The following is a 19284-nucleotide window of genomic DNA, read 5'->3' as shown; positions in this document are numbered from 1 at the left end:
CCGCTTGGGGCGCCCCCTTCCACGTACCCCGCCGCGATTCCTAGGCGCGGCGGGCCATTGCCAGGGTGCGGTGCGCCCCCGCCACCACGGCCGTGTCGATGAAGCGGCCGTCCTGGAGGGCCTGGGCACCGGAGTGGGTGGCCGCGGCACTGAGGATCGTCTCGGCCGTTTCGATCTCCTCCCGGGTCGGGAGATAGGCGGCCTCGATCACCGGGAGCTGACGGGGGTGGATGGCCGCGCGGCCGAAGAACCCCAGGTCACGGCCGTGGGCGCAGGACGCGGCGAGGCCGGCGAGGTCGCGCACGTCGGGGTGGACGGACTGGGGCGGTGGGGCGAGGCCCGCCGCGCGGGCGGCCAGGACCACTCGGGAACGCGGCCAGTCGAGGCCCGCGTCGGCGCGTACGCCCAGGTCGGCCCGTAGGTCGGTCTCGCCGAGCGCGATGCCGCGCAGGGCGGGATGGGCCGTGGCGACGGCGAAGGCGTGCTCGACGGCCAGGGCCGATTCCAGGAGGGCGTACAGGGGGAGGCGCGGGACGAGCTCCGCCGTACGCAGGATCTGGGCGGGGGAGGAGACCTTCGGCAGGCGCAGGCCCGTGAGGGTTCCGAGCGCGGCCGGGGTGCGGAGGGCGTGGAGGTCGGCGCTGAACTCCGGGCCGTCCAGGGCGTTGACGCGGACGTGGACCGGGACCGGGGGCGGCTCGGCGAGGAGTTCGGCGGTGGCGGCGCGGGCGTACTCCTTGCGGTCGGGGGCGACCGCGTCCTCCAGGTCGACGACGACCACGTCGGCCCCGGCGGCCAGCGCCTTCGCCACCGTGTCGGGGCGGTCGCCGGGGACGTACAGCCAGGTGAGCGGTACCCCCGTGACGACCTGTGTGGTCACAGGGCGCCCTCCGCGCGGAGTTTGGCGATCTCGTCGTCCGTCAGGCCGAGTTCGGTGAGGACCGCGTCCGTGTCGGCGCCGTGCGGGCGGCCGGCCCAGCGGATCCCACCGGGGGTGTCGGTGAGGCGGAAGAGGACGTTCTGCATGCGCAGCGGGCCCAGTTCGGGATCGTCGACGGTGGTGATCGAGTCGAGGGCGGCGTACTGCGGGTCCTCCATGACGTCGCGGACGTCCTGGACGGGGGCCACCGCCGCCTCCGCCTTCTCGAAGGCGTCGATGACGTCGGCGCGGGTGTGCCGGGCGATCCACGAGCCGACCGCCTCGTCGAGGACGTCGGTGTGGCGGGCCCGGTCCGCGCCCGTGGCGAACCACGGTTCGGTGATCAGCTCAGGACGGCCGACCAGGCGCATCACGCGTTCGGCGACCGACTGGGCCGACGTCGAGACGGCGACCCAGGTGCCGTCGGCGGTGCGGTAGGTGTTGCGCGGCGCGTTGTTCTGCGAGCGGTTGCCGGTACGGGCCTGGACATGGCCCAACTGGTCGTACCAGAGCGGCTGCGGGCCCAGCACCGTGAGGATCGGCTCGATGATCGCCATGTCCACGACCTGCCCGCGGCCCGTGCGGTCGCGAGCGGCCAGGGCCGTCATCACCGCGTAGGCCGTGGCCAGGCCCGCGATCGAGTCGGCGAGGCCGAAGGGCGGCAGGACCGGCGGGGCGTCCGGTTCACCGGTGATCGCGGCGAACCCGCTCATCGCCTCGGCGAGGGTGCCGAATCCGGGGCGGCGCGAGTACGGCCCGAACTGGCCGAAGCCGGTGACCCGGGCGAGCACCAGACGGGGGTTCGCGGCCGAGAGCTCCTCCCAGCCGAGGTCCCACTTCTCCAGTGTGCCCGGCCGGAAGTTCTCGATGATCACGTCGGCGGAGGCCGCGAGGCGCAGGAGCGTGGTCCGTCCGCCGAATGTGGAGAGGTCCAGGGTCATCGTGCGCTTGTTGCGGCCGAGTAGTTTCCACCAGAGGCCGACGCCGTCCTTCGACGGACCGTGGCCGCGGGACGGATCCGGTCTGCGGGGGTGTTCGATTTTGACGACCTCCGCGCCGAAGTCGCCGAGCATCGTGGCGGCGAGGGGACCGGCGAAGAGGGTCGCCAGGTCGAGGACACGGAGACCGTCGAGAGGTACCGCCGGGGCGGTCGGGGTGGGCGCACTGGTCACGGTGTTCACGGTGGTGGGAGTCATGGGTGCGGGGCCTCCGGGGGGACGGGGCGGGGGTCCGGCTGCGTGTCCGGACGCGTGGTCAGCCGGGCGGTCAGCTGGGCGAGGGTGTCGAAGCCTGTTCCGTCGAAGTCGCCGACGGTCGTGGCCAGGCGGTTCTTCAGGGGGGTCGTCCAGCGGGACGGGAGTGCTTCCGGTGCGCCCGCGAGCAGGCCCGCGATCGAACCGGCCGTCGCGCCGTTCGAGTCGGTGTCCCAACCGCCTGACACCGCACGGCAGATGGAGGCCGTGAAGTCGCCGTCCGCGTGGGTGAGGGCGGCGGCGAGCAGGGCCGTGTTCGGGACGGCGTGGACCCAGTGGTACGAGGAGTGGGTGGCGTGCAGTTCGTCCACGATCCGGTCGAAGTCCTCGTGTGCGGTCGCCAGTTCGACGGCGTGGCGGACCGCGCGGGCGAGGCGGGAGTCCGGCGGGACGACGGTCAGGCCCGTACGGAGGCAGGCGTGGATGTCGCTCGTGCCGGTGGCCGCCTCCGCGATGACGGCCGCCGTGAACATCGCCGCGTAGACACCGTTGGCCGTGTGGGTGAGGACGGCGTCACGGTGCGCCTGTTCAGCGGCGGCGGCCGGGGCGCCGGGGTTGGTCCAGCCGTGGACGTCCGCGCGGATCAGGGCCCCGATCCATTCGCGGAACGGGTTGCGGTGGCGGGCCGTGCGCGGGGGTTCGATGCCGTCGAGGAGGTTGCGGTAGGCGACGCGTTCCGCCGTGAACGTACGGCCTGCGGGGAGCTCGTCCAGCCAGAGGCGGGCCACGTCCGTGGTGGTGAAGTGTCTGCCGTGGCGTTGGAGCAGGAGGAGGTTCAGGAGGGGGTAGTTGAGGTCGTCGTCCTCCGGCATGCCGTCGATGTTCTCGGCGAGGGAGGTGGGGGCGGAGCGGCGGTTCCAGGGGTATGTCGCTTTGAGCTCGGGTGTCAGGCCGCGCTCTGTGAACCAGGTGGTGAGGGGCCAGTTGCCGGTGGCCCGGGCCAGTTGGCGGATGCCGGTCAGGGGGAGTTTCTCCACCGGTTTGCCCAGGAGGCAGCCGGCGGCTCTGCCCAGCCAGGCCGCGTGCAGGGCTGCTTCTTCCCCGGACCCGCCCCTTCCCGGAAGTGAGGGCTCTGCCCCCACGCCCCCCGGCGACCCGCTGCGGTCCGCAGTCGCTGTGCCCACCCGTTCCGCCCTTGCGGAACGCCTGCCCACAGCTGTGGTGGGGCAGAGGGCGCGGATGCCGGCGAGGTCGGTCGGCTCTCTGTCCGCCAAGGTGCTCGGCAGGTCCGCCAGTTCGTCCAGGAGGTCCTGGGACAGGGCACGTAGGTAGGGGGAGGCCGGCCGGGGGGAGGCGCCCGCCCGGCGGGGGGACTGGAGGCCGCCCGCTCTGAGCCAGCGGGCGGCGACGGCCGCGGGCCGGCGGCCGTCCTCCTCCGCCTGGCGGAGTTCGTGGCCCAGAAGGTCCTCCGGCTGGACCCAGGTCAGACGCAGGGAAGGAGTCATGACAGCTCCGCGTACGCCGTCTCGTGGGCGCGGCGGCGGGTGACGTCTCGCGCGAAGATCTCCTGGGTCACCTCGGTGAGGGTTCGCGCGGGTGCCTTCAGGTCCAGGCGGCTGGACTCCGCCACCGTCTTGGCCCAGTCGGACGGGATCTCCGCGCCCAGGGCCCCCGCGAGGGCACCGGACATCGTCGCGATGGAGTCGCAGTCCCGGCCGTAGTTCACCGAGCCCAGCACCGCGTGCCGGTAGTCGCCGCCGGAGACCAGCAACATGGCCAGCGCCACCGGCAGTTCCTCGATCGAGTGGATGCGGGAGGGGCGGCGGGCGCCCAGGGACGGGCTGCGGTAGTCCGGGCCGACCGTGTCGTACGGGGCGACCGCCGCACGCAGGGGACGCAGCGCCGACTCGAAGTCCGAGTACCGCGTGGCCGTGTCGCAGACCGTCTCGATCGCGGCCCGCGTGCCGTCCTTCGCCACGGCGAGACAGGCCTCGACCACCGAGTCCGGGGTCGCGCCGGGGGTGCAGGCCGCCGCCACGGCCGCCGCGAAGACACCGGCCGCCTCGCGCCCGTACGACGACTGGTGGGCGCCCGTGACGTCGAGGGCCTCGGCGTACGCACCCGCCGGGTTCGCCGCGTTGACCAGGCCGACGGGGGCCATGTACATCGCGGCACCGCAGTTGACGATGTTGCCGGTGCCGGCCTCGCGCGGGTCCGCATGGCCGTAGTGGATCCGGGCCACCAGCCACTTCTCGGCGAGGAAGATCCGCTGGAGGGGCAGGGCGTCCGCTTCGAGTTCCGGGATCCAGCGGGGCGTCGTCATCAGGTCGGGCACCAGGTGTCCGGCGACGGCGTACGCGTCCAGGTGGTCGCGGACCGTCGCGTAGACCCGTACCAGCGCGTGGGTCATCAAGGTGTCGTCGGTGACGTGTCCGTCGCCCTTGTGGTAGGGGGCGAGGGGGCGTGCCGTGCGCCAGTCGTCGCCGTGCCAGGGGCCGACGATGCCGTGGACGCGTCCGCCGTGCCGTTCGACGATCTGCTCGGGGGAGTAGCCCTCCACGGGGCCGCCGAGCGCGTCGCCGACGGCGGCTCCGACGAGGGCTCCGGTGATCCGTTCGTCGAGGGCCGCTGTTCGCGTCCCTGTTGTTCCCGTTCCCGTTCCCGTTCCCTTTTCTGTCCGCGTTCGCGTTTCTGTCCGCGTTCGCTTTTCTGTGACAGTTTCTGGTGTTTTGGGTTTCATGGGGCGAATCATCCCTCCGGGAGGGTCAGTTCCGTCGCTTCCAGCAGATCGGCGAGTCCGATGAGGTCCGTGCCGGTCAGGCGCGGCAGCGTGCAGCCGGAGAGGGTGCGGCAGGCGTCGCGCCAGGCGGCCGGGATGGCCGTGCCGCCGCCGAGCGCGCCGGTCAGCGCGCCGGCGAGGGCCGGGGCCGAGTCCGCGACCCGGGACAGGCACGCCGCCGCCGGCACCGCCTCCGCGATCCGGCCGCGGGCGGCGACGGCGAGTGCGAGGGCGACCGGGACGGTCTCGGCGGCGGCGATGCCGTAGCTGTAGACGTGGTCCACGATCTGGTGTTCCAGGAGGGGGACGAGCCCGAAGGCGCCGTGCCCGTCCGCTTCGGAGGCGCGGGCCAGGGCGAGGGCGTGGCGGGCGTTGCGGGCGATCTCCGTGGCGTCCGGGAGTTCGGCGAGGGCCGCTTCCGCGCAGGCGTCCACGTCGGCGCCGCTCAGTGCGAGTGCGACCGCCGCGGCCATCGCGCGGGCGCCGTGCACGCCGTCGCCGTCCTGGGTGTAGCGGGCGTCGAACTCGGCCAGTTCCGCGGCGGACCGGGGGTCTCCGGCGTGGGCGACCGCCAGGACGCAGGCCCGTACGCAGGCCGCGTCGTCGAAGTAGTGGGGGTTGTCGTGGCCCGAGGCGGGTGGGCGCAGGCCGGCGGCGAGGTTGCCGAGGCCTGCCCGTACGGAGATGCGGGCGCGCAGGGGGAGTACCGCCGACTCGACCTCGGGGGCGAGGTCGGCGGCGGCGGCGACCTCGCTGGCGACCGCGTTCCAGGAGAGGTCGATCGCTGCGCGCATGCGGCGGTCTCGGCTGAGGTCGCCCAGTGCGGCGGCGTCTGCGGCCCGTAGGACCGCCTCCGCCGCGAAGGCCGCCCACTCGGCGTCGTCCGAGGGGCCGAGTCTCAGGGGTTCCGGGGGTTGGTTGAGGGCGATGGGGACGGGGAGGGTGGTGGTCGCGTTCTGTTCCGCGAAGGTGTCCAGTTCGCGGGTGAGGCGTCTTGTCCATTCGGGCATGCGGGTCGCTCTGTGCCTGGCTGCCGGCCAGCCCGCGGCGTCGCCTGCGGCCAGGCCCAGGAGGAGGCCCTCGATTCGGCGGGGTGGGTTGGGGTGGGTGGGGGTGTGGGGGGTTTGGGGAGTGTGCGGGTGCGTTGTGGCTTGTCGCGCAGTTCCCCGCGCCCCTGAAAGGTGCGCCCCTGCGGCCGTTGTCGGGTCGGCGGTCATTGGGTGTCCTCCGGTGGGGTCAGTAGGTCTGCTACGTCCAGGACGTGGTGGCCCCGCATGGAGGGGAGGCAGCTGCCCTTCGCTGGGCCGATCGCCGCCGCCCAGGCGGGTGGGATCGCGGCGGCGCCGCGTGTGGCGCCGGCCAGGGCGCCCGCCACCGCCGCCGTCGTGTCGGCGTCGCGGCCCATGTTGACCGCCGTGAGGACGGCCTCCTCGAAGTCGCCGTCGGCCGCCGCGTACGCGCCGAAGGCCAGGGCGACGGCCTCGGGGGCCAGGTCCGTCCACGGGTAGCCGCCGATGACCACCGCCGAGCGCACCGCGCGTTCGCCGCGGTGCGCGCAGGCCACCGCCCTGCGCAGGGAGCGGGCCGTCCAGGAGTCGTCGGGGACGACCGCCAGGGCGGAGGCGACGACCACGATGGTGGGGGCGCCGGCCATCGCCGCGGCGACGCCCGCCGCGACGGCCTGGCCGCCGTAGATCCCCTCGCCGTCGTGGCTCACCGAACCGTCGATCGCCACCAGCCGGGCCGCCTCCGCGGGGCGGCCCGCCGCGAAGACCCCGAAGGGCGCCGCCCGCATGGCGAGGCCGTCGCTCCAGGCGTGCCGGTGCTGGGCGGAGATGGGGGCGGCGAGCCCCCGGCGCAGGTTCTCCAGCGTGCCCCGTTCACTGAAGCCCGCGCCCCGGAACGGCCCCTCGTCCCGGTCCGCGATCCACTGGTGCCAGGCGGACTCCACATGGGCGACCGTGAGCGCCGAGCCGTGCCGGGCGAGCAGCAGTCCCGAGAAGATCGCGTACTCGGTGTCGTCGGTGCCGGCCGGGTCCTCGGCCACGTACCCCGTGATGCGGCCCCAGCGTGCGCGGATCTCGGACGGTTTCATGTTCTCCGCCGGTGCCCCCAGCGCGTCCCCGACGGCGAGCCCGAGCAGCGCGCCGCGCGCACGGTCACGAAGAGCGGTGGCGCCCCCGTCCCCGGGCGCCGGTACCGGTGGAACGCAGGCGGTCGATGCCATGGCGGACCCTCTCCGTCGCGGGGTCCCAGGTGATCGGAAGCCGGTCGCAGGCCAATCGGGAGCCCTTTCGCGGATGTGTCCCCCGGGAGGGGTTCACCGGAGCCTCACGCGGCCCAGAGTCACCCGGTCGACATTTGTGCGCAGGTAGGCACGGATGAGCGAAGAGGGGCGAAGGTGCAGGTAAGTACGGCCTTCCTTGCTGGCGGGGGCGGAATTCCAGGCGTACTTTGGCAGTTGTCCAAAAGTAGAAGAAGTCCAAATAAGCAGTGAACGAGCACTTGGGGGACCCCCGCATGGCCATCATCGAGACCGAGGCCGCGCTGCACGAGGCGCACCGCGACAACCACACCCACCGGGACGTGAACGGCGGATGGCTGCGCCCGGCCGTCTTCGGTGCGATGGACGGCCTCGTCTCCAACCTGGCGCTGATGACCGGTGTGGCCGGTGGAGCCGTCTCCCATCGGACCGTCGTCATCACCGGGCTCGCGGGTCTGGCCGCGGGCGCCTTCTCCATGGCCGCCGGCGAGTACACCTCTGTCGCCTCGCAGCGCGAACTCGTCGAGGCCGAACTCGACGTGGAGCGGCAGGAGTTGAGGAAGCACCCGCAGGACGAGGAGCGCGAGCTCGCCCTGCTCTACGAGGCACGTGGGGTCGAGTCCGCGCTGGCCGGTGAGGTCGCCCGGCAGTTGTCCCGGGATCCCGAGCAGGCGCTGGAGATCCACGCGCGGGAGGAGCTGGGCATCGATCCCGGCGACCTGCCCTCACCTCTCGTCGCCGCCGTGTCGAGCTTCGGCGCGTTCGCCCTGGGCGCCCTGCTCCCCGTCCTCCCGTACCTGCTGGGGGCCGCAACCCTCTGGCCCGCCCTGCTCCTCGCGGCTTTCGGGCTGTTCGCCTGCGGTGCGGTCGTCGCCCAGGTGACCGCCAGGTCATGGTGGTTCAGCGGGCTGCGGCAGCTCGCGCTGGGCGGGGCCGCGGCCGGTGTGACGTACGCCCTGGGCAGTTTCTTCGGAACGGCCGTAGGATGACCGGCACCGCCTGATCGCGCACCTATGCAAGGGACTGCATAAGTAGCCGTTACTCGGCGGTTTCGAACGCTTAACCATTGGGCATGAGCCGTAAGCGCCGCGGGCAATGACGCACGCGCCGCACAACACGCACATCACGAGCAGCAGGTGACGTTGCCTGCCGCGATCGGGCCGACGGTCATTGATCTGACCGAAAAGGCCCCCTTTTTCAGCCGCCACGAGCGGCGCCCCGCCGCGACCCGTGGCGTCCGCATGTTGGAACGCGGTATCCGGTTCACGAGAATCGCTCCATCATGTAACCTGCACGAAATTTTGCACTCTCGCTAAGGGCCAACGTCGTCCCTCCGCACTTGCCCCCAGAGCCTCAAGGCCTGGGAGGTGCCCCCCAGACACGACGACGACGGGAGAGCCGATGCGTACGCCGCGCCAGCCGTCCCAGCACTCCGAGAATGGCCGGAACTGGTCCTTCATGGATGCTCGCCCTGCCGCGCAGGGAATGTACGACCCGCGCAACGAGCACGACGCCTGCGGCGTCGGCTTCGTGGCGACCCTCACCGGTGAGGCGAGCCACGCGCTGGTCGAACAGGCGCTGACCGTGCTCCGCAATCTGGAGCACCGCGGCGCGACCGGCTCGGAACCCGACTCCGGTGACGGTGCGGGCATCCTGTCCCAGGTCCCCGACGCCTTCTTCCGCGAGGTGGTCGAATTCGAGCTGCCCGAGGCCGGCTCGTACGCGGTCGGAATCGCCTTCCTTCCGGAGGAGACCGCCGCCGACGCCGTCTCACGGATCGAGACGATCGCCGCCGAGGAGAACCTCACGGTGCTCGGCTGGCGCGAGGTCCCGGTCGCCCCCGGACTCCTCGGCGCCACCGCCCGCTCGACGATGCCCCACTTCCGCCAGGTCTTCGTGACCGACCGGACCAGCCAGGGCATCGACCTCGACCGCAAGGCGTTCGTGCTGCGCAAGCGTGCCGAGCGTGAGGCCGGCGTGTACTTCCCGTCGCTCTCCGCCCGCACCATCGTCTACAAGGGCATGCTGACCACCGGCCAGCTGGAGCCCTTCTTCCCCGACCTGTCCGACCGCCGCTTCGCCTCCGCGATCGCGCTCGTGCACTCCCGGTTCTCGACGAACACCTTCCCGAGCTGGCCGCTCGCACACCCGTACCGCTTCGTCGCGCACAACGGCGAGATCAACACCGTCAAGGGCAACCGCAACTGGATGGCGGCCCGCGAGTCCCAGCTCGTCTCCGACCTGTTCGGCGAGCAGGACAAGATCGACCGGGTCTTCCCGATCTGTACGCCCGACGCGTCCGACTCCGCCTCCTTCGACGAGGTCCTGGAGCTGCTGCACCTCGGCGGCCGGTCCCTCCCGCACTCCGTGCTGATGATGATCCCGGAGGCCTGGGAGAACCACGCCTCCATGGACCCGGCCCGCCGTGCCTTCTACCAGTTCCACTCCACGCAGATGGAGCCCTGGGACGGCCCGGCCTGCGTCACCTTCACCGACGGCACCCAGGTCGGCGCGGTCCTCGACCGCAACGGCCTGCGCCCCGGCCGCTACTGGGTCACCGACGACGGCCTCGTCGTCCTCGGCTCCGAGGTCGGCGTCCTCGACATCGACCCCGCGAAGGTCGTCCGCAAGGGCCGCCTGCAGCCCGGCCGGATGTTCCTCGTGGACACCGCCGAGCACCGGATCATCGAGGACGACGAGATCAAGGCCGGCCTCGCCGCCGAGAACCCGTACGCGGAGTGGCTGGAAGCCGGCGAGATCGAGCTCTCCGACCTGCCCGAGCGCGAGCACATCGTGCACACCCACGCCTCGGTCACCCGCCGCCAGCAGACCTTCGGCTACACCGAGGAAGAGCTGCGGATCATCGTCGCCCCGATGGCCAAGACCGCCGGCGAGCCGCTCGGCTCCATGGGCACGGACTCGCCGATCGCAGCCCTGTCCGAGCGCCCCCGGCTGCTCTTCGACTACTTCACCCAGCTGTTCGCGCAGGTCACCAACCCGCCGCTGGACGCCATCCGTGAGGAGCTGGTCACCTCCCTGCGCTCCTCGCTCGGCCCCGCCGGCAACCTCCTTGAGCCGACCGCCGCCTCCTGTCGAAGCGTCACCCTGCCCTTCCCGGTGATCGACAACGACGAGCTGGCCAAGCTCATCCACATCAACGCCGACGGCGACATGCCCGGCATGAAGGCCGCCACGCTCTCCGGCCTGTACCGCGTCTCCGGCGGCGGCGACTCCCTCGCCGCCCGCATCGAGGAGATCTGCGCCGAGACCGACGCCGCCATCGAGAACGGCGCCCGCCTGATCGTCCTCTCGGACCGGCACTCCGACGCCGAGCACGCGCCGATCCCCTCGCTGCTGCTCACCGCCGCCGTCCACCACCACCTCATCCGCACCAAGCAGCGCACCCAGGTGGGCCTGCTGGTCGAGGCGGGCGACGTCCGCGAGGTCCACCACGTGGCCCTCCTCATCGGCTTCGGCGCCGCGGCCGTCAACCCGTACCTGGCCATGGAGTCCGTCGAGGACCTGGTCAGGGCCGGGACGTTCCTGACGGGCATCGAGCCCGAGCAGGCCATCCGCAACCTGATCTACGCGCTCGGCAAGGGCGTCCTCAAGGTCATGTCGAAGATGGGCATCTCCACCGTCGCCTCCTACCGCGGCGCCCAGGTCTTCGAGGCAGTCGGCCTCGACACGGCCTTCGTCCAGAAGTACTTCAGCGGCACCGCCACCAAGATCGGCGGCGTCGGCATCGACGTCATCGCCAAGGAGGTCGCCGCCCGCCACGCGAAGGCGTACCCGGCCAGCGGCATCGCGCCCGCGCACCGCGCCCTCGACATAGGCGGCGAGTACCAGTGGCGCCGCGAGGGCGAGCCCCACCTGTTCGACCCCGAGACGGTCTTCCGCCTCCAGCACTCGGCGCGCAGCAACCGCTACGACATCTTCAAGAAGTACACGGACCGCGTGAACGAGCAGTCCGAGCGCCTCATGACCCTGCGCGGCCTGTTCGGCTTCAACTCGGGCCGCGAGGCGATCTCCATCGACGAGGTCGAGCCGGTCAGCGAGATCGTCAAGCGCTTCTCCACCGGCGCCATGTCGTACGGCTCCATCTCCAAGGAAGCCCACGAGACGCTCGCCATCGCCATGAACCAGCTGGGCGCCAAGTCCAACACCGGTGAGGGCGGCGAGGACCCGGACCGCCTCTACGACCCGGCGCGCCGCTCGGCCATCAAGCAGGTCGCCTCCGGCCGCTTCGGCGTCACCTCCGAGTACCTGGTCAACGCGGACGACATCCAGATCAAGATGGCCCAGGGCGCCAAGCCCGGCGAGGGCGGCCAGCTGCCCGGCCACAAGGTCTACCCCTGGGTCGCCAAGACGCGCCACAGCACCCCGGGCGTGGGCCTCATCTCCCCGCCCCCGCACCACGACATCTACTCCATCGAAGACCTCGCCCAGCTGATCCACGACCTGAAGAACGCGAACCCGCAGGCGCGGATCCACGTGAAGCTGGTCTCCGAGGTCGGCGTCGGCACGGTCGCCGCCGGTGTCTCCAAGGCCCACGCGGACGTCGTCCTGATCTCCGGCCACGACGGCGGTACGGGCGCCTCCCCGCTCACCTCGCTCAAGCACGCGGGCGGTCCCTGGGAGCTGGGCCTCGCCGAGACCCAGCAGACGCTGCTCCTGAACGGGCTGCGCGACCGCATCGTCGTACAGACCGACGGGCAGCTGAAGACCGGCCGTGACGTCGTCATCGCCGCGCTGCTCGGCGCCGAGGAGTTCGGTTTCGCGACCGCGCCGCTCGTCGTCTCCGGCTGCGTCATGATGCGCGTCTGCCACCTCGACACCTGCCCGGTCGGCATCGCCACCCAGAACCCCGTCCTGCGCGACCGGTTCACCGGCAAGGCCGAGTACATCGTGAACTTCTTCAAGTTCATCGCCGAAGAGGTCCGCGAGATCCTCGCCGAGCTGGGCTTCCGCACCATCGAGGAGGCCGTCGGCCACGCCGAGGCGCTCGACGTGGCCCGCGCGATCGACCACTGGAAGGCGCAGGGCCTGGACCTGACCCCGCTCTTCTACGTGCCCGAGCTGCCCGAGGGCGCGGCCCTGCACCAGACCACCAGGCAGGACCACGGCCTGGAGAAGGCGCTCGACAACGAGCTGATCAAGCTCGCCGCCGACGCCCTCAACGCGACCGGCGCCACCGACGCCCAGCCGGTCCGCGCCCAGGTCGCGATCCGCAACATCAACCGCACGGTCGGCACCATGCTCGGCCACGAGGTGACGAAGAAGTTCGGCGGCGCGGGCCTGCCCGACGACACCGTCGACATCACCTTCACCGGCAGCGCGGGCCAGTCCTTCGGCGCGTTCCTGCCGCGCGGTGTGACGCTGCGCCTGGAGGGCGACGCCAACGACTACGTCGGCAAGGGCCTCTCCGGCGGCCGGGTGATCGTCCGTCCCGACCGGGGCGCCGACCACCTCGCCGAGTTCTCCACGATCGCCGGCAACACCATCGCGTACGGCGCGACGGGCGGCGAGCTCTTCCTGCGCGGCCGCACCGGCGAGCGCTTCTGCGTCCGCAACTCCGGTGCGACCGTGGTCGCCGAGGGCGTGGGAGACCACGGCTGCGAGTACATGACCGGCGGTCACGCCGTCGTCATCGGCGAGACGGGCCGCAACTTCGCGGCCGGCATGTCGGGCGGCATCGCGTACGTCATCGACCTGGACCGCGACAACGTCAACGCCGGCAACCTCGGCGCGATCGAGGCGCTGGACGAGACAGACAAGCAGTGGCTGCACGACGTCGTGCGCCGCCACCAGGAGGAGACGGCCTCCACCGTCGCCGAGAAGCTGCTGGCCGAGTGGGACACCGCCGTGGACCGCTTCAGCAAGATCATCCCCAGCACGTACAAGGCAGTGCTCGCCGCCAAGGACGCCGCCGAGCGAGCCGGACTCGACGAGTCCGCGATCACCGAGAAGATGATGGAGGCGGCGATCAATGGCTGATCCCAAGGGCTTTCTGAAGCACGGCCGAGAGGTCGCCAGGACCCGCCCCGTCGAGGAGCGCGTCAGGGACTGGAACGAGGTCTACGTCCCGGGCTCCCTCCTGCCCATCATCCCGACGCAGGCCTCGCGCTGCATGGACTGCGGCATCCCCTTCTGCCACCAGGGCTGTCCGCTCGGGAACCTCATCCCCGAGTGGAACGACTTCGCGTACCGCGAGGACTGGTCCGCCGCCTCCGAGCGGCTGCACGCCACGAACAACTTCCCGGAGTTCACCGGGCGGCTGTGCCCCGCGCCCTGCGAGTCGGCGTGCGTGCTCGGCATCAACCAGCCCGCCGTGACCATCAAGAACGTCGAGGTCTCGATCATCGACAAGGCGTGGGACAGCGGCGACGTCGCTCCCCAGGCCCCCGAGCGCCTCTCCGGCAAGACCGTCGCGGTCATCGGCTCGGGCCCCGCGGGCCTCGCCGCCGCACAGCAGCTCACCCGCGCGGGCCACACGGTCGCCGTCTACGAGCGCGCGGACCGCGTCGGCGGCCTGCTGCGCTACGGCATCCCCGAGTTCAAGATGGAGAAGCGGCACATCAACCGCCGCATCGAGCAGATGCGCGCGGAGGGCACCCGCTTCCGTACGGGCATCGAGATCGGCCGCGACCTCAAGGCAACCGACCTGCGCAAGCGGTACGACGCCGTGGTCATCGCCGCCGGCGCCACCGTCTCCCGCGACCTGCCGGTCCCCGGCCGCGAGCTGAACGGCATCCACTTCGCCATGGAGTACCTGCCGCTCGCCAACAAGGTGCAGGAGGGCGACTTCGTGGCGCCCCCCATCACCGCCGAGGGCAAGCACGTCGTCGTCATCGGCGGCGGCGACACCGGCGCCGACTGCGTGGGCACCGCCCACCGCCAGGGCGCGGCCTCCGTCACCCAGCTGGAGATCATGCCCCAGCCGGGCGAGGACCGCGCTCCGCACCAGCCCTGGCCGACGTTCCCCATGCTCTACAAGGTGACCTCCGCGCACGAGGAGGGCGGCGAGCGGGTCTACGCCGTCTCCACCACGCACTTCGAGGGCGACGAGGACGGCAACGTCCAGTGGCTGCACCTCGGTGAGGTCGAGTTCATCGACGGCAAGCTCACCCCGAAGCCGGGCACGGAACGCAAGATCCCCGCCCAGCTCGTCACTCTCGCCATGGGCTTCACCGGCACCGACCAGGAGAACGGACTGGTCTCCCAGTTCGCCCTCGACCTCGACGAGCGCGGCAACATCGCCCGCGACCGCGACTACGCGACCAACGTCCCCGGCGTCTTCGTCGCCGGTGACGCCGGGCGCGGCCAGTCCCTCATCGTCTGGGCCATCGCGGAGGGCCGCTCGGCCGCCCGCGGGGTCGACCGCTTCCTGACGGGCGTCAGCGAGCTGCCGGCCCCGGTCCGCCCCACGGACCGCTCCCTGATGGTCTGACGCCCACCCTCCCAAAGACGTCCCGTACAACGGTGTACGGAACTGAGCGCGGCGCCTGCCCTCGTCCCCGACCGGACTTGGTGGGCGCCGTGGTGCGTCCGGGGCGGTTCGCGTCCGCGGGGGCGGGCCTCAAAAATTGCGCAGTTCCCCGCGCCCCTGGGCATCTGGGGGCGCGGGGAACCGCGCAGCGGGGGTTCGGGGGCGGAGCCCCCAGGTGGTGACGGGAACGGGCAGGGGCGGCGGGGGCGGGAGAAGAAGGGCTACTTCAGCTCGTAGGACTGGCCGTAGACCTTCCACTTCAGTGGGGTCGCGAGGTCGAGGTTGCCGTCGTACAGGAAACGCCGCTGGGCCGTGTCCACACGAGTCGTGTCCCGCTTCTCGTCCTTCATCGTGCCGCGCCGGACATCCAGGAAGATGTCGAGGTAGGCCTTCTCGTCGCCGCCCTCGGCCGGAGTGTCCGCCTGCGCGACGGCCCGCTCACGAATGCCGTAGAAGCCGGGATCGCTGCCGGGCCCGTGCATCACCATGGCGTCGTAGTAGATGAACTGCCCGAGCGTACCGAGCCCGTCCCGCCGCGCGAGGCGTACCGCCGGATCGAAGTACACCCGGTCCCGCTCGGAGTCCTGCGCGCGCTGGAACACCGGTTTCCGCGCCTCCGCCTTCCAGGCCGCGACGAACGCGGCGCCCAGCCCCTCGTGGGACTCGGAACCGTCGACCTTCCGGAGAGCGGGCAGATAGCGGGCCAGGCGGTTGTCCGGATGGGACTTCGTATAGCGCTCGACCAGGACGAGCAGATCGTGCGTACCGGTGGTGAAGCCGATGATGCCCGCGGTGTACCCACGGCCGTCGTCGATGTCCTCGATGTAGTCGTACTGCGCACGCCAGTCCAGACTGGAGTTCTCGGCGCTGGACACGATCCGCTGCGCCAGCTCCTTCTTCTCCGGCGAGTCCAGGCCGGCCGCACGGACGTCGGGAGTGGCGCTTCGGCCGTCCGGACGCGCACTGTCGTCGCCATGACCGGGCACGACGAAGCAGGCCGCCACCGCGAAGAGAGGGACGACGGCGAACAACAGACGGCCAGCGCGTTTCATGAGCAAAGAGTACGATCAGCGCAGGGTGCCGTGCCGCATCGGGTGGACCATCTGTGAGCATCGGGGGAGGACCTGTGGGCGCGGACGAACTGGCGCTGCTGAAAGCGGAGTTGGCAGGTCCACTGCCGCCGGGCTTCGGTGAACTGGACGGTCCACAGGCCCTGTTGCTGGCACAGGCACTCCGCCGGGCACGGGAGCGCCGAGCCTCCGGACTGCACGAGTCCGTCGAGGACGCCCTCACCCTCGTACCGGCCCTGACCAGGAAACCTGTCCGCCGGATGCTCTTCCGCTGAGGGGAATCCGCATGGACACACTGCGCGGCAGAGCCGAGACCCTCAAGCTCGCCCGGCTGCTGGACGTCGAGCCACGGCAACTGGCGTTCCTCGAAGAACTGCCCGCCGACGACGTACGCCTCTTCCGCGAGCGGGCCGTCGCCGCGCTCTTCGACGAGGACCCCGCCCTGCTCGACCGCATCGTCGGCGTGACGAAACTGCTGCCCGCCGCCGTCGCCGCGGGCATCGCCCAGAAGGCACTGGGCCCGCGCCTGGCCGCCGCGCTCGCCGGGCGCCTCGAACCGGCCCGCGCGGCCGACATCATCGACAGACTCCCGGCCGAGTTCACGGCCCGCTGCTGCCACCACGTCGACCCGCGCCGCATCGCCGCGATCATGGGCAGGCTGGACGACGACATCGTCGTACGCATCGCCCTCGTCCTCGCCGAGCGCGGCGACCACCTCACGATGGGCAGGTTCGTCGGGCACCTGCGGGACTCGGCGCTGAAAAGCATCCTGCCGCAGCTCGACGAGACGACCCTGCTGCGCACGGGCTTCGTCATCGACCACCCCGAGCGGCTCGGACACATCGTCGGACTGCTAGACGACCAACGCGTCTCCTCGGTCATCGCGGCCGCCGCCGACCACGGCCTGTGGCCCGAGGCCATCGCCGTCGCGAGCATGGCGGCCGGTGAGCAGCGGGCCCGGATCGCGTCGCTGACCGCCGCGCAGCCGGAGGGCCGGCTCGACTCCTTGATACGCGCCACCGCCGAGCAGGACCTGTGGGAGTCGCTGCTGCCCATCGTGTCGCTGCTGAGCGAGGACGAGCTGCGGGCTGTTGCCGCGCTGCCCGCTCTGCGGGACCCCGCGGTGCTGGGCGGGCTCGTCCGCGGGGTCGTGGCCACTGGTCACTGGGGGGACTTTCTGCCGCTGGTGGGGGTTTTGCCGCCGAGTGCGCGGCGGACTGTGGCGGGGGTTGCGGGGGCGCTCGACGACGCGGGTCTTGACTCGCTGGCCCGGGGGGTCGACAAGGAGGACCTGTGGGAGCTGGTCCTGCCGCTCGTCGAGCTGATGGACGACTCGGTGCGGGGGCGGGTTCTTGCACTGCGTGCGTTCCAGGAGCGGGCGGCGGGGTAGGGGGACCGCTCCCACCGGTCCCACCGCTCCCACCGCTCCCACCGGTCCCTCCGGGGCGGGGCGGTCGCGGCTTGTTCATACCGTGCGGGCCGGTGGGGTTGATCGCGCCGTTCCCCGCGCCCCCAGGAGGCGCAGCCAAACGATTGCGCCGTTCCCCGCGCCCCTGAAGGGCAAAGGCGAAAGATTGCGCTGTTCCCCGCGCCCCCAAGAGGCAAAGCCAAACGATTGCGTCGTTCCCCGCGCCCCTGAAGGGCAAAGGCGAAAGATTGCGCTGTTCCCCGCGCCTCTGGGAGTTGACGCCTGGGAGTTGGCGCCCTGGGAGTTGAGGTGAGCGGGGACTGCAAGTTCGGTCCGGGGATGTCGGTGCTCCGGCGCGCCCCCGTACCCAGGGGCGCGAGGAGCGTCGTGACCAGCCCCCACCGGCAAGCAGCCGAATGCCGGACCGAACAACCCCTTCGCCTTCGCGGAACCCCGTGCCACTCTGAACGACGAACGCAGCCGATGGGAGCCGATGGGGAGGCCGCATGGACGGGCGAAGCGGAAAACGAGCGGCCGACGCCGGCCGCGGCGAACGCGTCGCCGACTGGGCGGACGGACGCCTCGGCATCTACACCCTCGCCAAGACCCAGATGCGCAAGGTGTTCCCGGACCACTGGTCCTTCATGCTCGGCGAGATCTGCCTCTACAGCTTTCTCATCCTGATCCTCACCGGCGTCTACCTCACCCTCTTCTTCGAGCCCAGCGGCGTGGAAGTGGTCTACAACGGCTCGTACGAGCCCCTCAACGGCATCATCATGACCAGGGCGTACGAGTCCACCCTCGACATCAGTTTCGACGTACGCGGCGGACTCCTGATCCGCCAGATCCACCACTGGGCAGCACTCGTCTTCGTCGCCGGAATGCTCGTCCACATGATGCGCGTCTTCTTCACCGGCGCGTTCCGCAAACCGCGCGAGCTGAACTGGGTCTTCGGCTGGACCCTGCTGTTCCTCGGCATCCTCACCGGGCTGACCGGCTACTCGCTCCCCGACGACCTGCTCTCCGGCACGGGCATCCGCTTCTCCCAGGGCGCGATCCTGTCCGTACCGATCGTCGGCACGTACCTCTCCTTCTTCCTCTTCGGCGGAGAGTTCCCAGGCCACGACATCATCTCCAGGCTCTTCCCGGTCCACGTCCTCCTCCTCCCCGGGATCATGCTCGGCCTGGTCGTGGCCCACCTGATCCTGGTCTTCTACCACAAGCACACGCAGTACCCCGGCCCCGGCCGCGACCAGAAATCAGTCGTCGGCATGCCGTTCATGCCGGTCTACATGGCCAAGGCCGGCGGCTTCTTCTTCCTGGTCTTCGGCGTGCTGTCGATGATGGGCGCGATCGCCACGATCAACCCCGTGTGGGCGTTCGGCCCCTACCGCGCGGACCTGGTCACCACCGGCGCCCAGCCCGACTGGTACCTCGGCTTCTCCGAGGGCCTGATCCGGGTGATGCCGGGATGGGAGATCGACGCCTGGGGCCACACCCTGCAACTGGGCGTCTTCATCCCCTTCACCCTTTTCCCGCTGATCCTGCTGGCGATCGGTGTCTACCCGTTCATCGAGGCGTGGATCACCGGCGACAAACGCGAGCACCACATCCTCGACCGCCCCCGCAACGTCCCCACCCGCACCGCCCTCGGCGTGGCCTGGCTGAGTCTCTACGCCGTACTCCTCATCGGCGGAGGCAACGACATCGTCGCCACCCACCTCCACCTGTCGATCAACGCGATCACCTGGTCCGTACGGATCGCCGTCATCCTCGTACCGCTCCTCGCCTTCATCGTCACCAAGCGCGTCTGCCTGGGCCTGCAGCGCCGCGACCGGGACAAGGTGCTGCACGGCAGAGAGTCCGGCACGATCAAACGACTGCCGCACGGCGAGTACGTCGAGGTGCATGAACCCCTCACCCAGGCGCAGCGGTTCACCCTCACCCAGCACGACCAGGTCCGGCCCTACGACGTGGGCCCGCTCGTCGACGCGAACGGTGTCGAACGCAAGGTCGGACCCACCCACCGCCTGCGGGCGCGCCTCGCCCACGCCATGTACGGCCAGAACGCGCACATCCCCAAGCCGACCGCCGAGGAGTACCGCGAACTCACGAGCAGCGACGACCACCACCACTGAGGGCGTCCCACGTCCCGAAGGGCCC

Annotated in this window: 13 protein-coding genes; 6 read left to right on the top strand and 7 right to left on the bottom strand. The window is 71.2% G+C overall.

The window, feature by feature from the left end:
* Positions 1-40 precede the first annotated feature (40 nt).
* Genes ACIOKD_RS08340 through ACIOKD_RS08315 form a run of 6 tightly spaced genes read right to left on the bottom strand, consistent with a single transcriptional unit; the run spans position 41 to position 7118 of the window.
* Entirely contained in the window at positions 41-880 is an 840-nt protein-coding gene (locus ACIOKD_RS08340) for an HpcH/HpaI aldolase/citrate lyase family protein (RefSeq protein ID WP_402079958.1), read from the bottom strand.
* Positions 877-2115 (bottom strand): CaiB/BaiF CoA transferase family protein, encoded by a 1239-nt coding sequence (locus tag ACIOKD_RS08335; protein ID WP_402079956.1) that lies wholly within the window; start codon positions 2113-2115, stop codon positions 877-879. Before ACIOKD_RS08335 ends, ACIOKD_RS08340 begins: the two co-directional genes overlap by 4 nt.
* Positions 2112-3617 carry an ADP-ribosylglycohydrolase family protein gene (locus tag ACIOKD_RS08330; protein WP_402079953.1) on the bottom strand — a complete coding sequence of 502 codons (1506 nt, stop codon included), beginning with the start codon at positions 3615-3617 and terminating at the stop codon, positions 2112-2114. Before ACIOKD_RS08330 ends, ACIOKD_RS08335 begins: the two co-directional genes overlap by 4 nt.
* The gene (locus tag ACIOKD_RS08325; protein WP_402079950.1) at positions 3614-4852 is read right to left on the bottom strand and encodes an ADP-ribosylglycohydrolase family protein; all 1239 of its coding nucleotides are present in this window, start codon (positions 4850-4852) and stop codon (positions 3614-3616) included. Before ACIOKD_RS08325 ends, ACIOKD_RS08330 begins: the two co-directional genes overlap by 4 nt.
* An 8-nt stretch (positions 4853-4860) precedes the next feature.
* Positions 4861-6108 carry an ADP-ribosylglycohydrolase family protein gene (locus tag ACIOKD_RS08320; protein WP_402079948.1) on the bottom strand — a complete coding sequence of 416 codons (1248 nt, stop codon included), beginning with the start codon at positions 6106-6108 and terminating at the stop codon, positions 4861-4863.
* Positions 6105-7118, bottom strand: a complete 1014-nt coding sequence (locus tag ACIOKD_RS08315) for an ADP-ribosylglycohydrolase family protein (RefSeq protein ID WP_402079945.1) — start codon at positions 7116-7118, stop codon at positions 6105-6107. Before ACIOKD_RS08315 ends, ACIOKD_RS08320 begins: the two co-directional genes overlap by 4 nt.
* 293 nt (positions 7119-7411) lie before the next feature.
* On the opposite strand from ACIOKD_RS08315, the gene ACIOKD_RS08310 reads away from it, so the two are divergent.
* From ACIOKD_RS08310 to ACIOKD_RS08300, 3 genes are all read left to right on the top strand, one after another.
* Positions 7412-8143 (top strand): VIT1/CCC1 transporter family protein, encoded by a 732-nt coding sequence (locus ACIOKD_RS08310; protein ID WP_402079942.1) that lies wholly within the window; start codon positions 7412-7414, stop codon positions 8141-8143.
* 496 nt (positions 8144-8639) lie between these two features.
* Positions 8640-13151 carry a glutamate synthase large subunit gene (gene gltB / locus ACIOKD_RS08305; protein WP_402080685.1) on the top strand — a complete coding sequence of 1504 codons (4512 nt, stop codon included), beginning with the start codon at positions 8640-8642 and terminating at the stop codon, positions 13149-13151.
* Positions 13144-14604: a glutamate synthase subunit beta gene (locus ACIOKD_RS08300; protein ID WP_402079939.1), complete on the top strand. Its 1461-nt coding sequence runs from the start codon at positions 13144-13146 to the stop codon at positions 14602-14604. Before gltB ends, ACIOKD_RS08300 begins: the two co-directional genes overlap by 8 nt.
* A gap of 260 nt (positions 14605-14864) precedes the next feature.
* On the opposite strand, the gene ACIOKD_RS08295 is transcribed toward ACIOKD_RS08300, so the two are convergent.
* The gene (locus ACIOKD_RS08295) at positions 14865-15695 is read right to left on the bottom strand and encodes a chitosanase (RefSeq protein ID WP_402079936.1); all 831 of its coding nucleotides are present in this window, start codon (positions 15693-15695) and stop codon (positions 14865-14867) included.
* Between the two features lie 53 nt (positions 15696-15748).
* Between ACIOKD_RS08295 and ACIOKD_RS08290 the strand changes: the two genes are divergently transcribed.
* The 3 genes from ACIOKD_RS08290 (at position 15749) to ACIOKD_RS08280 (ending at position 19259) form a co-directional block, all read left to right on the top strand.
* On the top strand, positions 15749-15988 hold the full coding sequence (locus ACIOKD_RS08290) for a hypothetical protein (RefSeq protein ID WP_402079934.1): 240 nt from the start codon (positions 15749-15751) through the stop codon (positions 15986-15988).
* 11 nt (positions 15989-15999) lie between these two features.
* Positions 16000-17103 carry a hypothetical protein gene (locus tag ACIOKD_RS08285; RefSeq protein WP_402079931.1) on the top strand — a complete coding sequence of 368 codons (1104 nt, stop codon included), beginning with the start codon at positions 16000-16002 and terminating at the stop codon, positions 17101-17103.
* Between the two features lie 524 nt (positions 17104-17627).
* On the top strand, positions 17628-19259 hold the full coding sequence (locus tag ACIOKD_RS08280; RefSeq protein WP_402079928.1) for a cytochrome bc complex cytochrome b subunit: 1632 nt from the start codon (positions 17628-17630) through the stop codon (positions 19257-19259).
* The last annotated feature ends 25 nt before the right edge of the window (positions 19260-19284 follow it).

It is taken from the genome of Streptomyces sp. NPDC087844 (assembly GCF_044742785.1).
Taxonomy (GTDB): Bacteria; Actinomycetota; Actinomycetes; order Streptomycetales; family Streptomycetaceae; genus Streptomyces.
This window is presented reverse-complemented; position numbering and strand designations above follow the sequence as displayed.

Excerpts from the sequence above, each read along its gene's own strand:
- ACIOKD_RS08335 (WP_402079956.1), bottom strand. The coding sequence starts at position 2,115 with ATGACTCCCACCACCGTGAACACCGTGACCAGTGCGCCCACCCCGACC.
- ACIOKD_RS08330 (WP_402079953.1), bottom strand. The coding sequence starts at position 3,617 with ATGACTCCTTCCCTGCGTCTGACCTGGGTCCAGCCGGAGGACCTTCTG.
- ACIOKD_RS08325 (WP_402079950.1), bottom strand. The coding sequence starts at position 4,852 with ATGAAACCCAAAACACCAGAAACTGTCACAGAAAAGCGAACGCGGACA.
- ACIOKD_RS08320 (WP_402079948.1), bottom strand. The coding sequence starts at position 6,108 with ATGACCGCCGACCCGACAACGGCCGCAGGGGCGCACCTTTCAGGGGCG.
- ACIOKD_RS08315 (WP_402079945.1), bottom strand. The coding sequence starts at position 7,118 with ATGGCATCGACCGCCTGCGTTCCACCGGTACCGGCGCCCGGGGACGGG.
- ACIOKD_RS08310 (WP_402079942.1), top strand. The coding sequence starts at position 7,412 with ATGGCCATCATCGAGACCGAGGCCGCGCTGCACGAGGCGCACCGCGAC.
- gltB (WP_402080685.1), top strand. The coding sequence starts at position 8,640 with ATGTACGACCCGCGCAACGAGCACGACGCCTGCGGCGTCGGCTTCGTG.
- ACIOKD_RS08300 (WP_402079939.1), top strand. The coding sequence starts at position 13,144 with ATGGCTGATCCCAAGGGCTTTCTGAAGCACGGCCGAGAGGTCGCCAGG.
- ACIOKD_RS08295 (WP_402079936.1), bottom strand. The coding sequence starts at position 15,695 with ATGAAACGCGCTGGCCGTCTGTTGTTCGCCGTCGTCCCTCTCTTCGCG.
- ACIOKD_RS08285 (WP_402079931.1), top strand. The coding sequence starts at position 16,000 with ATGGACACACTGCGCGGCAGAGCCGAGACCCTCAAGCTCGCCCGGCTG.
- ACIOKD_RS08280 (WP_402079928.1), top strand. The coding sequence starts at position 17,628 with ATGGACGGGCGAAGCGGAAAACGAGCGGCCGACGCCGGCCGCGGCGAA.